Source organism: Bacillus sp. lyk4-R2A-2 (genome assembly GCF_030209735.1).
GTDB lineage: Bacteria > Bacillota > Bacilli > Bacillales > Bacillaceae > Bacillus > Bacillus pumilus.
On the sequence record NZ_JARVRK010000001.1, the window covers coordinates 282,969 to 297,420 of the forward strand.

Sequence of the window (14,452 nt, forward strand, 5' to 3'; positions counted from 1 at the left end):
ATTGGTATTTTTCCAGTAACAAGCAAAAAAACTTCCCTTCTTTAGAAAGGGAAGCTCTCCTCTTACTTTTTCACAACAACAACCTTCACCGCTTTGCTTTCTCTTTTTCTCACATCAGAAGCGGTCACATACAAGACTGTTTTGGCTTTTTGCGGTTTTATTTGGGCAGTAAATGCGCCCTTGTTATTTGTTTTTACCGTTTTGATGACTTTCTTTGATTTATTTTTCACTTTAATGGTCAATCCTGCACCCGCAGTCCCTTTGACCGTTTTACTTTTAACCGTTACTTTGCCCACTTTCGGCTTAGCTGGTGCTTTGCCTTTTTTGACGACTGTTTTGAGCGTTGTAGCGGCCTTTCCTTTTGAAATCTTAATGTGAAGGACTTTGTTTTTGTTCTGATGCTTGATCTTCACGCTAAAGGTTCCATTTTTGCCTACTGTGCCTTTTCCAAGCAGTGTTTTGCCTCTATACACAGAAATAGCAGCGCCAGCCTTTGCTTTACCTGTCACCTTTTGATGCTGATCCTCCACTTTGCTCACAGATGCGTTCAGTTCGACAGCACTTAAAGCAGCAAATGCATTCAGTCTGCCATGTCCTGTCATCCAATCGATCCCTGGAATTTTCGGATCGACAATTGGCTCATCGTTTTCATCATAGAAAACGTCATCTGTTCCATCAACAGAAGTAAAGGAGATGCTATCGGCTGTGCTTTGCAAGATATTCCTTACTTGATTCGGCTTCAAGGTTGGATTTTTAGAAAGAAGTAATCCTGCTGCCGCGGCCACATATGGTGTCGCCATTGATGTCCCGCTCAGGTATGAGACATTCCCATCTGGCATTAAGCTTGGAATATCAGACCCTGGTGCAGACATGCTCAGTCCTTTACCAAAGCTTGAGAATTCAGCAGCAATATCCATACGGTTGCTTGCGCCAATAGCCATTGCGTATTTTGATGTCGCAGGATAGCCCATTTCTGGAACGCCATCATTTCCACTCGCCACAACCACTAGTACATTTCTTTGAGCCGCGTAGTTCATTGCATATTCAATTACCCGGCTGTAGTAGCCGCCAAGGCTCATGTTGATGACCTTTGCGCCTTTATCTACTGCATGCTTAATTCCAAGTGCAATATGCTCTGTATCGCCAAAGCCATAGGCATCCAGTACCTTCACTGGAATGATGCCCGTATGTTGGTTAAGGCCTGCCATTGAGTAATGATTATCGGATTTTGCGGCAATGATGCCCGCCACATGCGTACCGTGTCCATTGTCATCAATCGCATCTTTGTTTCTTCCAATGAGATTCGCACCTAAGTCCGTACGAACAGTCCCGCTTAAATCAGTCAAACGGCTGTCTACACCTGTATCCACAACTGCAATTAATGTTTGCTTCATTTTGCTTGTGCCAATCAGTGTATTCATTTGTTCAAACTTCACATCAGCGCCTTTTTTTCCGCTGTTTTGTGCACTGTTTTTCAGCGGCCACTGGTAACCATACTGCACGTCATTGCTTAGTGCACGATAGGTTTGAACAGGCTCCGCAAATTCAACATTCGGCATGCTGGACAGCTTTCTTGCAGTGCTTTTGATGACAGCTTTGCCTGCTTTTAAAGTCTTTCCAGCTGATTCTTGCCCTGCTGGCACATCATAGACATACATTCCTTTAAATAAAGGACTGACTGACTGTGATGTCACACGGTTTTCTTGGATGCCATAGCTTTTCATCTTCTTTTTCGCAGATTGAAGTGTTTGGCCATCCTTTAATTTAAAAATGATCTTATTCGTTTTAACCTTCTCTTCTTTTACAAGCTTTTGTTTCTCTAATACATAACCAACTGATTTTCCTTCAAGCTGATTGATGCCAATTTTTTGACTGACGGCTTCTAATTCCTTTTTTAAATAAGCCGGACTTGCTTCTTTGAGCATATCAAAAAGGGACCTGATCGCCTGTTGTTCTTTTTCTGTTACGATATGACCACTAAATGCACCATTTTTCTCTACGTCATTTAGCAGTGACTTTAATGTCAGCAGATGATTGTATACCTTTTGCTGCTCATTTTTTTGTTTGATGAGCTTCGATTTGAGAAATGGCTTTGTTTTTTGGAGCACACGGCTCAGCTTCTGACCATTTGGTGTTTCATTAAAACGTTTATCTTCGATTGTACGAATCGATTGGAGAATTTCTCGCCCGTACTTTTTCTCAATAATAATGATACCAGGCTCATCGTCTTCAGGGAAAACGGGTTCAGAGGGCGGAAGGTTAGCTCCTTTATACCCGATTGTATAAGCCGCATCCTCTTCCTCATCACGGCTGTCTTCCTCCGACCCTAAATAGAGCACTTTGACAAAGTAAGGACCTGCCCATGCATGCGGGAAGTCGATCTCTGTCTCTCCACTTGCAGTGTCCACACGATATCTCGAATAAGTGTCATCCTTCATCGCTCTGTCTTTACTTGGATAGACCGATACGGATAATACTTGTTTACTTTTCACAGAAATCTTCATATGTGTATGTTTTGCCACCTCTTGTGCTGATGGCGTGATTTGGTACCATGACTCTTCCATTTCATTCTGTAATGTCCCTGAGATGACTTCACCATTTTTTAACCCAATGGCTTCATTGACATTTGTTCCTTTACTGGCAGCTGCTGCCTCGTATCCAGGTAATGCCGCCATACAGAGAATGATGGCCATGAGTACGATCACACAGGATTTGACCTGCTTTTTGAACATGAAAAGACCCCCTTATCTTTTGTAATACCTTGGAAGAATATCACAGAAATGCATTTAGTAGAATCTGTTTTTTACATAATTAAACTCGTTTTAAGCTAGGATTTGAGATATACAGACAGCAAGACGAATAGCTTCATAAACTTTTTGCCATTTCAAACGGAAAATGATGCTATTTAACCATGTCGAAAAGTACATTACAATCAACTTGTAAGCGCTTAACAAACAAGAGAGAAGGGATCAGCTTGTTCCAAAAAGATCATGTTTTCACACAAGTAGACGGACGATCAAAGAATGAGATTTTACAATACATTGCCGAGAAAGCTGAAGACCTTCAGATTACAAACGATCAGGCGGGGTTATTATCAGATTTGTTGACTCGCGAAGATGAAGTCTCAACAGGACTTCAGCAAGGCTTCGCCATTCCTCATACAAAAAGCTCCGCTGTACAAACGGCTTCACTTCTTTTTTTAGAGTTAGAACAACCGATTGAATGGGGAAGCTTTGACGATTTACCCACAAGTTATTTATTTACACTGCTCGTTCCATTAGAAGAAGCAAACATCACACACCTGAAATTACTGTCAGGCATTGCGACAAGCCTCATGGAACCTGCTTTCATCGAAAAGATTCAACCAGGTCAAACCGCTGACTATTATTACGAAGTCATTGAACAACAATTGAAAGAGGGGATTACACAATGAAAATTGTCGGTGTCACTTCATGTCCAGCAGGGTTAGCTCATACACCAATGGCAGCAAAAGCGTTAGAAAATGCGGGTAAACAGCTCGGACACGAGATCAAAATCGAGCAGCAAGGAATTATGGGACAGGTGAATGGCATTACACCAGAGGAAGCAAGACAGGCAGACCTTTGTATCATTGCCTCCAATCAGCATATCAACGATGCGGAACGTTTTTCAGGCATTCCCACAGTACGTGTCGAGATCGGACGCGCCTTAAAAAATGCCGAGCAAATCATCACAAAAGCTGTAGCACTTGTTGAAAAGAAAAAATCTGAATCTCAATAAACGTGAGCAATGCCATATAGAAAGGAGCAAAGCAAAATGAAAGCAAAATTAAAAGTCATTGAAGGCCATCTCATGACCGGTATTTCTTATATTCTTCCTGTAATCATCGGTGCCTCCCTTATCGTTGGTTTAGCAAAACTAGTCGGATTAGGATTTGGTGTTTCAGATTTAAACGCCTATAAGGATGCTGGTGGCATACTGCACGGCGCCTATTTAATGGAGCAGGTTGGTTGGACAGGGATTGGCTTAATGAACGTCCTGCTCGCTGGATTTATCGCCTATTCGATTGCGGATAAATCAGGGCTTTCGGCCGGTTTCATCGGTGGTGCCCTTGCCAGCTCAACGAATGCTGGATTTATCGGTGCCGTTATTGCAGGCTTCTTCGCAGGATATGTCGCTCTTTTTGTGAAACGAAAAATTCAAATTAAAGGCTCCGCAGCCGGACTTGTTCCTCTGCTCATCTTACCGCTCATTACCGTTGGCTTAACTGGACTTCTCATGTCCGTTCTGCTGGGCGGGCCATTAGGTGCTTTGAACACAGCATTAATTGAATGGATCAAAGGCATGGTCGCTGACGGGACAAGCACACTCGCACTCGCTCTCATTCTAGGTGCGATGATTGGCTTTGACCTTGGCGGACCAGTGAATAAATCTGCTTGGATGGCAGGTAACGCGCTCTTCCTATCAGGCGTCTACCTCCCTGCCATTCTCGTCAATATTGCGATTGTCATTCCGCCGCTTGGATACGGGCTTGCGACATTGATTCGAAAACGCAATTTCTCTCCAACCTTTAGAGAAGCAGGACGTGGCGGCCTTGTCATGGGCATTATCGGTATTACGGAAGGGGCGATCCCTTTTACCCTCGTCAATCCATTGAAATTGATTCCGCTCAATGTTGTTGCATGTGCTGCTGGAAGCGGGGTTGCTGCATTATTAGGTGTCCATGACATCATGCCGCCAATTGGCGGGCTATACGGCTTCTTCTCAGTCGGAAACTGGTGGGCTTATTTAATTGGAGCTCTCACTGGCGCACTCGTCATCGGTATTGGCGCCAACCTGCTTGTCAATTTCTCTGAGAAAAAAGAACCAAAAACGCCGGAACATGATCAGAAGCAGAAAGAAGAAGACGATTTTGACCTTGTGCTAGAAGGATAATTTGAACAAAGAAAGGTGTCGTTACTCAATGACTGTTAATGTACATGTGATTCCACATACTCACTGGGACCGGGAATGGTATTTCACCACCTCCCGCTCCCGTATCTACTTAATGAAAAGCGTAATGGACATTTTAGACACTCTTGAAACAGATGAAAGGTTCCATTACTTCATGCTCGATGCCCAAGCATCCTTACTGGATGATTACCTCAAATGGCGTCCAGAGGATGAGAATCGAATCAAAAAGCTCGTCACAGCCAAACGTCTCATCATCGGCCCGTGGTATACCCAAACCGACCAGCTCGTCATTTCAGGTGAATCCATTGTACGGAACCTGCAATATGGAATTGAACGCTGTCAGCAGTTCGGTCATGTGATGAAAGTCGGTTATGTCCCTGATTCCTTTGGTCAATCCGCACAAATGCCTCAAATTTACCGCGGCTTCGGCATTGTGGATACAGCTTTTTGGCGCGGCGTTTCAGACCATATGACGAATCACACTGAATTCAATTGGCAAGGGGCTGACGGCAGTGAAGTCTTTGCGGTGAACCTGCCATTTGGCTACTACTACGGTGGTAATATTCCTGAAAAGGATGAGGACTTACAAGCCTTTTTATCTGAAAAAATCGGTGCGCTGCAAGCAAAGGCAACCACAAAGAATGTCTATTTCCCAAATGGCTTTGACCAGGCACCGATCCGCAAAAACCTGCCTGACTTATTAGAAAAAGCCAATGAACTGAACGAGCACCACTATCAAATCAGCAGTTTAGAAGATTACATTGCAGCAGTGAAAAAAGAGCGGACGTCTTTTGAAACTTTAAAAGGAGAGCTCATTCATGCGAAGCATATGCGGATTCACAAATCTATTTTTTCAACACGAGCTGATTTAAAAATCTTAAACAATCAAATTGAAAACTATCTCGTCAATGTGATGGAGCCTATCCTCACGATTAGCTATTCACTCGGACACGACTTTCCGCATGATACGGTTCGTGATATTTGGTACCTCATGTTTGAAAATGCAGCGCATGACAGCATTGGCGGCTGTAATAGTGATACGACGAATCAAGATGTCTTCTTCCGCTACAAGCAGGCAAAGGAAATCGCCGAGAACCTTGTGGACTTACACATGCGTCTCATCGCCATTCGACTGCAAACAGAGCAAGAAATCACGTTTACTTTATTTAATACACTGCCTTCAAAGCGTTCTGAAGTTATTGAAGTTGAAACCTTTATCACAGAACGTCCTTTTACACTAAAAGATGCCAATGGAAAAACGCTTCACTACACAGTAAAAAGCAAAACTGATGTCACAGATTATGTGCTGGCACAGCAAATTTCTCTTAACCCAAGTAAAGATGTGTACATGCCAAAACAAGTATGGAAAGCCGTTTTACTGATCGAAGCCACCAGCTTACCATCCGTTGGTTATACACAAGTCAGCATGGTTTTCGATGAATCAAGCGAATCTGCATGGGAACAAACAGAAGGACACGCGATTGAAAATACGTATTACCGCATTGCGGCAAATGACAACGGATCGCTGGAGATCACAGATAAACAAACTGGCCGGACATTCTCTGAGCAAATGATCTTTGAAGACAATGGAGACGATGGGGATTCCTACAACTATTCACCGCCGCGTGAGGATCTGTATGTGTCATCCAAGGACCTTTCTTCAGCAGACATCACAGTATCTAAAAGCGGCTTGCAAGAAGAGCTCACCGTCCAGCTTACTCTTACTGTCCCTTATGACTTAGAAGAGCGCTCTCAGCAATCAGTCACGACTTCACTCCCGATTACAGCGAAGGTAGCATTAAATAAAGATGAGCCTGTCATCCGTTTTCATGTCGATGTCGATAATCATGCGTTAGACCATCGTCTGCGTGTCCTCTTTGATACAGGCATCGCATCAAAGGTATCACTGAGCGATCAGCAGTTTGGAACCATCGAACGCCCGACAGAGCTCACGCAAGAGCTTGAATGGTGGAGCAATGAGCATTGGGAAGAAAAACCGATCACCATTGAACCGATGCAATCCTTTACTGCACTTCGTGATGAAGCATATGGTGTCGCTCTATTGACGGACTGCGTGAGAGAATACCAGATCACAGGAGAAGGCTACACAACGATTGCGTATACGCTTTTCCGCTGTTTCGGAAAAATGGGGAAAGAAAATCTTCTTTACCGTCCAGGACGCGCATCTGGTGAAAAAATTGTTGAGACACCTGACGCTCAGCTACAAGGTGCACTGTCGTTCTCATTTGGCATGCACTATAGCAAGGATGCTGTCAGCGAGGGGCACTTAGCGCAGCTTGCCAAGCGGTATACAACCCCAGTTCAATGCTACGAACGGGCAGACTTTTTAAACGGTCGTTTAATTTTCTCTTTCCGAGATGAAAAAGAAGACTTACAATCTACTTATAGCCTGCTTGACATTGAGACAGACGGAGCCATTCTAAGCGCTCTGAAAAAAGAAGAGCATGGAACAGGCATTGTCATCCGTCTCTTCAATCCATTTTTAACGCGTCAAACAGCCGCTTCAATCAATAGTTCATCTCTACAGCACGGAGAAACAGCGAATTTAGGCGAAACACCTGAAGGACATATACTCAAAGCACAACATGGATCATTACACATTGAACCGCTCACACCTTGTCAGGTACAAACCTACATTGTAAAGAAAAAATGAACATGTAGGGGCGGGGTCCATTTGGATTCCGCCCCTCTTTAATGGAGGGCATTGATCATGCGAATTGGAGGCATTGAAGCAGGCGGAACAAAATTTGTCTGCGGCTACGGAACAACAGATGGAACGATTGAACACACGACTTCCTTTGCAACAGGTAATCCAGATGAAACATGCCGGCAAGTAATCGATTACTTTACAAAGCATCCTGTCGATGCCATTGGCATTGGGGCATTCGGGCCTGTCGATGTAAAAGAACAAAGCCCAAGCTATGGGACGATTTTAGAGACACCCAAAACAGCCTGGCGCCAATTCCCTTTCCTTTCTACTTTAAAACAAGCCCTTGGACTCCCTATGAAGCTTGATACAGACGTGAACTGTGCAGCACTCGGGGAAGCCCGCTTTTCGGTTGAAGCAGAAAAGCCTGCTTCTTTGGTCTATATCACTGTTGGAACCGGAATAGGCGGCGGTGCCTATATTGAACACCGCCTCATTCACGGGTTGCTGCATCCAGAAATGGGTCATATCACAGTGCAGCGGCACCCTCATGATTCCTACGGTGGCTGCTGCCCTATACACCATGACTGTTTAGAGGGACTGGCATCAGGACCTGCCATAGAAGGGCGCTATCATACACTGGCACAAATACTGCCAGAGGATCATCCTGCCTGGTCACTTCATGCCTACTATCTCGGACAGATGACCGCCAATTTATTACTCACCCTTTCGCCAGAGCGCATCATTCTCGGTGGAGGTGTGATGAAACAGCCCGCTATGCTGCCGCTCATTCTTGATGAAACAGAAAAGCGGCTTCATGGGTATTTACAACTACCAAAGCCTTTAAATGAAATTATCACCAAGCCATCCTTTGATGGATTATCAGGTTTAATGGGCGCCATCGCTCTTGGTACTGATGCCTTACAGGCGCAAGGAGCCGCGCAATGATGATGACGGCAGATCCTCGAACCTATCAGCTGATTCAGCAGCTATTTGAAACGAAGGGGTTCGTGAAGCTGGAGGAGCTCACTGCCTCTTTTCGCTTATCTGACCGCTCCATCCGTCATTTAATCAAAGAAGCAAATGAGCAATTAAAGGAAGCTGGAGCCAAGATTAAAACGATCCGCGGAAAGGGATACACCCTATTAACGAGTGACCAAGATGCCTTCCTGCTTTGGCTTCATCAACAAAAGCTTCCTGCCCGCTCTCTCGTCCCCGTCATGCCAGAAGAGCGTGTACGATTTATCATGAGGAAGCTATTGCTTCAACAGGATTACTTAAAAATTGACCAGCTGGCTGAAGAACTGTTCATCAGCCGCATGACGGTCAGCAGTGATTTGAAAAAAGGACGAGAGCTGTTAGCCCGTTACGGTATGACCCTTGTGTCAAAGCCTGGATTTGGCTTAAAAATTGAGGGAGACGAATTGCAAAAAAGAACATGCTATGCAGACTTACTCCTTGAAGAAGAGCCTGCACTTTCTCATATCACCGAGCGGGAGCAGCTCCATTTTCCCGATATTTCTCTTGAAACCATTCGATCGATTGTCCTGACGAACCTGCATCAAGAGTCATTGCTCATTAAAGACATTGCCTTAAAAAACTTAGTCATTCACTTAGCAATTGCGATTCAGCAAACACGAAAAAACCAGCGGATACCCGCCAGTACCACTCGTACACAACGATCACCCGTCTTGATGAGAATTGCCCAAAAGATCATACAGCAGGTGAGTGACACCTTTCATGTCACCTTATCAGAGGATGAAACAGATTACTTAGTCATGCATCTATTGGCAAATCAAACGTGGAAAGAAGCCGCCCAGCATCAGACGACAGTGGAAGTTCAGCAGGCGGTTGCGGTCTTTCTACAGCACATTGAGAAAACAAGCGGCCACCACTTTGCAGATGACAACATCCTGCAGCAAGACTTGATGCTTCATATGAAGCCATTATTAAATCGAATCCAATATGGCGTATCCTTACAAAATCCGCTTTTGCATGAGATCAAAGCGTCCTATCCATACCCGTTTGATTTAGCTGTCAGCGGACTGAATGCCTTACAGCTGGTGCGGACGCCAAATGAAGATGAGGCGGCATATGTTGCCCTGCATATCGCTGCTTCTTTTGAAAGAAGTCAGCTCGATACCTCGCAAAAAAAGAAAGCCATTATCGTGTGCGGGTCTGGACTAGGGACGGCAAGACTGCTTGAAATTAAATTAAAGGCAGCCTTTCAGCACGAACTGGACATCGTCGAGCTGTATTCCTATCAGGATTATCTCATGAGCACCACCCTTCCCTGTGACGTCATCATTACAACCGTCCCGCTTGCATCAAAGGGAAAACCAGTGATACAGGTTAGCGCCTTTTTTGAACAACATGATGTACAGCGGGTGAATGAGGTCATTCATTTATTAAATGGACACGGGACTCCCTCGCAAGAACTGATGGCGTTTTTTCAAGAACGATTAACCTTATTGAACGCTGACCTATCCAGTAAGGACGAGGTATTAGACACACTATGCAGCCATTTAGAAACGTATCAGCTAGTATCGTCATCTTTTCGGTCCTCGGTGCTTGAACGGGAGCAAATGTCGTCTACCTACCTTGGAAAAGGAATTGCCATGCCGCACCCGCTCATCACAAATGAAGGCACATCCTGCGTAGCCATCGCACACTTAAAACAGCCGATTGACTGGCAGGGAAACCAAGTATCACTTGTCTTTTTATTAGCCATTCATAAAGATGACGCAGCCTGCATGAATCAATTCTTTGAACAAGCCGTTGATTTACTGGATAATCCAAACCGCATTCACTCTCTGAATCAATCAAAAACATTCGATGAGCTGATGAATGCGTTGTTTCAATAAGATCAAACAAAAGGCCGCCCAGCTGTTGATGAGGCGGCCTTCGTGTGATTGAGAATCATCAATCGTATATGACATTTTTCCCTTCTTCACTTAATTTCTTTAAAGAGCTCAGCATATGATCGATTTCTTCATCGGAATGTCTTTCCCATGAACCTAATTCTGCGACGATTTTCAAAGGGGATTTCGACCGATAAGAACGTGTGGGATTACCCGGAAATTTTTTGTCAGTCAAATTCGGATCATTTTCAAACTCGCCTAACGGTTCTACAACATAAATTCTCTCTTTCGCATCAGATCTTGCTAACTCAGCACCCCACTTGGCTGCGTTTAATGTTCCGGTGAAATAGATATGGTTTGATTTTTGATCCTGATAATTCGATAAATACTGCGGTTCAAGCAGATCTCCAATCTTCAATTCCGCTTTCGTCCCATGAAAAAATGGGCCAGGGTCTAAAACTTGTTGCTTCTCGTTCATACAGCCACACCCCTTATCGTTTTTGACTTGCGTATAACAGTATACGGCCTGATCTGGGTAGAAAACAGTCTATAAATGAGATAACATTCGGGGTATAATGATAGTAGAGAGTAAGATGGGATTTGTAACCTCCAGAAAGTTAAAAAACAGCAAGAATACATACAAAGCAGTCTTATTAAAAGAGATAAAAAGCTATTAGAAGCCATAAGAGAAACAAGAAACTAAAAAATTAATTGCGACAACGGAGCAGAAGGAAAAAAGGGCAAAAAAATGTTGGTGACAGTTTTGGAAATAGCGTATTGATGCCTAGGAAGAATCTCTGAGCAGGATTGAAGAAGATGAGGATAAAGTAGCCAATGAGACGTTTGATGTTATAGCTGGTTGGCGTGTTGGCACATAATCAATTAAATTTTTCAGGAAGGGTGTAATGAGATGATGAAAGATAGAGATAAGATTTGTCATATATATGCTCAAAAAAGTTGGCATATGGATTCTTATATTATTGGTAATCGTGAGGGTTTAATAGAATTAAAGAGTGCTATTGACCAAGCATTGAAAAGTAATGTTGGTCAAGCTGAATTGTTTCCATCAGATTTAGAGGATTATACAACTTACGTTGCTTTAGTTGATGATAAAGAAGAGTTGGATTCACTTATTATGCCTTACATTGATGAGGATAATGATGATGAAAACTTGATACATCCAGTTGATATAGTTACAAGTCTTGAAGAGAAAAAAACCCCTGAAAATTAGGGGTTTTTTAGTGTAATATTGTTTCTCCTGGACTTGCTTTGTATTTCTTTGGTACTGATGCTCTGAGAGCATGGTGTATTTTATCTTTTGGAGCTACATGGAAATGCCAATACCAAGTTGAGGTTTTTGGTATTAAAGGGATTTTTCCATTGTCTACAGCAAATACTCTTGTTGTTTTTTTCTTTCCTTTGTGTAGGACGACAACTAAACTTCTAAGTTGTCCTTTATCATTTCTTACATCCCATTTAATTTTGTAATTTTTACCGAATCCTTTTATTCGATTTTTTAGATATTTAAGTGCAGTTCTTGCGCCTTTTGATCTGATAGCCATTAAAGCAACTCTTCCTACGGTCATTGCGATAGGTATGAAGAATACTGGTAGTGCTTGTGTTGTTATTTCACTCTGATTACTTTTGGAGTCAAGTTGTTTCATTCGGTTTTCTATAGCTAAAAATTCTTCATTGTTGAAATATTGATCTATCACTTTATTTTGTTCTGTCTCTGACATGTTTTCGAATTCTTTTTCTGTAAATGGAAGGTTTTCTATGTATTCCCCCATTTTCATTTCAAGTTCGTCTAATTCTTTGGTAGTTTGTTCATTTTGTAGAACTGTTGATGTTACTAACGCTTCTAATTCTTGTGAATTGATAGAGTGTGTTTTTGCTGATGCTTCTGATGAAAATGGAGTCCATATCGATATGACAAGAGCTAGGGTAATTAGGGTTAAAAGTGTTTTTTTGAACATTTTGTTTATATTCCTCCTTTTGTATTAAATTCCAAAATTAAGGTTATCAAATCAAAATGAGTCTATCAATGTATTTAAGATAGATTTAAGAAAATTACTTTTTTGGTTGCGGTGTCCGCAATCATTTTTTTATTTTTTAGAACTTCGTTTTGATGAAAATTTCTGTGGTAGACAAATGACACAAGCCGAAATGCATATGTTCCTAAACAATGGTGCACGATATTCCCACCACAATCTAAAGAAGCCCAAACTAAAAATATCATCACTACAATAGCAAAAAAACTTGCTGTTCAGGCTCTTCACAAGTCAGGCACATATTTAGAAAAACCCTTTATTGAAAGTAATAGACAAGAAATATGCAAAGAAAGCTAAATCAGGTTTTTACAAAGTAGCGCAATTTTTATACAGGCAGGCCTTCCACCTGATGTAGCATTCGAAACAGCAAAATTTCTTTGGATTATAAAAGAAAGTAGTTTATTAGGCTGTTAAAATCAGGCTATCTTTTTAAAACAATTCGAACAATATAATCTTGCCAATAGAGTGAACGAAAAAAAGCCAACCACCCGCATAAGGTGATTGGCTTTTTTATTTGCTACTCCCCGATCTTATCTCCATTTTGCTGAATTAATGTTTCATACCAGTAAGAGCTCTTTTTACGAATTCTCTTCAGGTCTTTTAGGTCAAATTCATCGCGGTTCACGTAGATGAATCCGTAGCGCTTGGAGCATCCTTGGTGTGTGCTGATTAAATCGATTGCAGACCACGGGCAGTATCCGAAGACCTCGACGCCGTCTGTGATCGCCCATTTGATTTGTTCGATATGTTTTTCTAAATAATCAATTCGATAATCATCTTGAATCGATCCATCTTCTTCTAACTTGTCGAAAGCACCCAATCCGTTTTCCGTGATAATAAGAGGCAGCTGATAACGGTCGTAAATCTCACGCATCGTTGATCGGAAGCCGACAGGGTCAATCTCCCAGCCAAACGCATTTTTACTTAGGAACGGGTTGTTGCCGCCTTTGTATACGCCATCTTCACCAGATTTCAAATGCTGGTCTCCGCCGCGCGCAAATTCATCCTTGCCATCTCCTTTACTCGCTTCAACCGTTTGAGATGTGTAGTAGTTAAAGGCAATGAAGTCCGGCTTCGCACTTTTCAAAATATCCATATCTCCCTCTTCAATCACAGGAAGAATGTCTTTTTCTTTCATATACGCCCAAGCAAGGTTGTTATAACGGCCGAAGACTGCCATATCAAGATACAGCCAGTTGCGGATCGCATTGTAATTCGCCGCAGCAAGCACATCCTCAGGCTTTGGAGATGCCGGATAAATGAGCGCAATGTTTGGCGCTGGTCCAATTTTCGCTTCAGGCAACATTTGATGACAAAGCGTCATGGCTTTCGCCTGAGCGACGAGCATATGATGGTTCTGCTGATACAGTTCTTTTTTCGGATTTTTTAAATTTGGATCAAGTGTACCGAGCGCTGATCCATGTAAGATCATCATGTTTTGTTCATTAATGGTCAGCCAATAGTTTACCTTCTCACCATACTCCTGAAATAGAACCTCTGCATACCGTTCAAACGCATCTACTGTCGCACGATTTGACCAACCGCCTTTTACTTGAAGTGCATGAGGCAGATCAAAATGATACATCGTCACGATTGGTTCAATATCATAGCGGCGCAATTCATCGATGAGAGAATGATAGAATTCAATCCCCTTTTGATTGATCTCCCCATCTCCATTTGGAATGATCCGTGTCCATGCAATAGAGAAACGATAAGCCTTCAAACCCATTTCTGCAAACATCTTCACATCCTCTTTATAGCGGTGATAGTGATCGCTTGCGACTTTAAAATCTGTTGTTCCTTCAGGGTAACTTGCTCTCATATCAATGACAGATGGTCCTTTGCCATCCTCGTTCCACGCACCTTCTACTTGATAGGCGGATGTAGATCCGCCCCAAAAAAAGTCGTTTGGAAATGGTGCTAGTGTTGAATATCTCATG

At 42.7% G+C, this 14,452-nt stretch carries 11 protein-coding genes; 7 read left to right on the forward strand and 4 right to left on the reverse strand.

Annotated features, from left to right (window positions below):
- Positions 1-62: 62 nt before the first annotated feature.
- Positions 63-2,732 carry a S8 family peptidase gene (locus QRN39_RS01170; RefSeq protein WP_284905820.1) on the reverse strand — a complete coding sequence of 890 codons (2,670 nt, stop codon included), beginning with the start codon at positions 2,730-2,732 and terminating at the stop codon, positions 63-65.
- 179 nt (positions 2,733-2,911) lie between these two features.
- Here QRN39_RS01170 and QRN39_RS01175 point away from each other — a divergent pair, with 179 nt between their 5' ends.
- Genes QRN39_RS01175 through QRN39_RS01200 form a run of 6 tightly spaced genes read left to right on the forward strand, consistent with a single transcriptional unit; the run spans position 2,912 to position 10,464 of the window.
- Positions 2,912-3,433, forward strand: coding sequence for a PTS sugar transporter subunit IIA (locus QRN39_RS01175; protein WP_223251400.1), 522 nt, complete (start codon positions 2,912-2,914; stop codon positions 3,431-3,433).
- Entirely contained in the window at positions 3,430-3,759 is a 330-nt protein-coding gene (locus QRN39_RS01180; protein ID WP_034620720.1) for a PTS fructose transporter subunit IIB, read from the forward strand. Before QRN39_RS01175 ends, QRN39_RS01180 begins: the two co-directional genes overlap by 4 nt.
- 36 nt (positions 3,760-3,795) lie before the next feature.
- The gene (locus QRN39_RS01185; RefSeq protein ID WP_003217114.1) at positions 3,796-4,914 is read left to right on the forward strand and encodes a PTS fructose transporter subunit IIC; all 1,119 of its coding nucleotides are present in this window, start codon (positions 3,796-3,798) and stop codon (positions 4,912-4,914) included.
- A 28-nt stretch (positions 4,915-4,942) separates the two neighbouring features.
- Positions 4,943-7,606: a mannosylglycerate hydrolase gene (mngB, locus tag QRN39_RS01190; RefSeq protein ID WP_284905824.1), complete on the forward strand. Its 2,664-nt coding sequence runs from the start codon at positions 4,943-4,945 to the stop codon at positions 7,604-7,606.
- Between the two features lie 57 nt (positions 7,607-7,663).
- Entirely contained in the window at positions 7,664-8,548 is an 885-nt protein-coding gene (locus QRN39_RS01195; protein WP_284905826.1) for an ROK family protein, read from the forward strand.
- Complete coding sequence (locus tag QRN39_RS01200; protein WP_335363919.1) at positions 8,545-10,464, forward strand: BglG family transcription antiterminator; 1,920 nt, start codon at positions 8,545-8,547, stop codon at positions 10,462-10,464. The genes QRN39_RS01195 and QRN39_RS01200 overlap by 4 nt, the downstream gene beginning before the upstream one ends.
- 58 nt (positions 10,465-10,522) lie before the next feature.
- Here the strand turns inward: QRN39_RS01200 and arr are convergent, their stop codons facing one another.
- Entirely contained in the window at positions 10,523-10,939 is a 417-nt protein-coding gene (arr, locus tag QRN39_RS01205) for an NAD(+)--rifampin ADP-ribosyltransferase (protein WP_212046258.1), read from the reverse strand.
- Between the two features lie 432 nt (positions 10,940-11,371).
- Between arr and QRN39_RS01210 the strand changes: the two genes are divergently transcribed.
- Positions 11,372-11,692, forward strand: a complete 321-nt coding sequence (locus tag QRN39_RS01210; protein WP_223251399.1) for a hypothetical protein — start codon at positions 11,372-11,374, stop codon at positions 11,690-11,692.
- 7 nt (positions 11,693-11,699) lie between these two features.
- Here the strand turns inward: QRN39_RS01210 and QRN39_RS01215 are convergent, their stop codons facing one another.
- Together QRN39_RS01215 and QRN39_RS01220 are read right to left on the reverse strand one after the other, a co-directional pair.
- Positions 11,700-12,437, reverse strand: a complete 738-nt coding sequence (locus QRN39_RS01215) for a hypothetical protein (RefSeq protein ID WP_284905831.1) — start codon at positions 12,435-12,437, stop codon at positions 11,700-11,702.
- A gap of 592 nt (positions 12,438-13,029) precedes the next feature.
- A complete protein-coding gene (locus tag QRN39_RS01220) occupies positions 13,030-14,451 on the reverse strand; it encodes a glycoside hydrolase family 1 protein (RefSeq protein WP_284905833.1) in 1,422 nt (473 codons plus the stop codon).
- Position 14,452: the final 1 nt, after the last annotated feature.

Excerpts from the sequence above, each read along its gene's own strand:
- QRN39_RS01220 (WP_284905833.1), bottom strand. The coding sequence starts at position 14,451 with ATGAGATATTCAACACTAGCACCATTTCCAAACGACTTTTTTTGGGGC.
- QRN39_RS01175 (WP_223251400.1), top strand. The coding sequence starts at position 2,912 with ATGTCGAAAAGTACATTACAATCAACTTGTAAGCGCTTAACAAACAAG.
- QRN39_RS01185 (WP_003217114.1), top strand. The coding sequence starts at position 3,796 with ATGAAAGCAAAATTAAAAGTCATTGAAGGCCATCTCATGACCGGTATT.
- QRN39_RS01210 (WP_223251399.1), top strand. The coding sequence starts at position 11,372 with ATGATGAAAGATAGAGATAAGATTTGTCATATATATGCTCAAAAAAGT.
- arr (WP_212046258.1), bottom strand. The coding sequence starts at position 10,939 with ATGAACGAGAAGCAACAAGTTTTAGACCCTGGCCCATTTTTTCATGGG.
- QRN39_RS01180 (WP_034620720.1), top strand. The coding sequence starts at position 3,430 with ATGAAAATTGTCGGTGTCACTTCATGTCCAGCAGGGTTAGCTCATACA.
- mngB (WP_284905824.1), top strand. The coding sequence starts at position 4,943 with ATGACTGTTAATGTACATGTGATTCCACATACTCACTGGGACCGGGAA.
- QRN39_RS01200 (WP_335363919.1), top strand. The coding sequence starts at position 8,545 with ATGATGATGACGGCAGATCCTCGAACCTATCAGCTGATTCAGCAGCTA.
- QRN39_RS01195 (WP_284905826.1), top strand. The coding sequence starts at position 7,664 with ATGCGAATTGGAGGCATTGAAGCAGGCGGAACAAAATTTGTCTGCGGC.
- QRN39_RS01170 (WP_284905820.1), bottom strand. The coding sequence starts at position 2,732 with ATGTTCAAAAAGCAGGTCAAATCCTGTGTGATCGTACTCATGGCCATC.
- QRN39_RS01215 (WP_284905831.1), bottom strand. The coding sequence starts at position 12,437 with ATGTTCAAAAAAACACTTTTAACCCTAATTACCCTAGCTCTTGTCATA.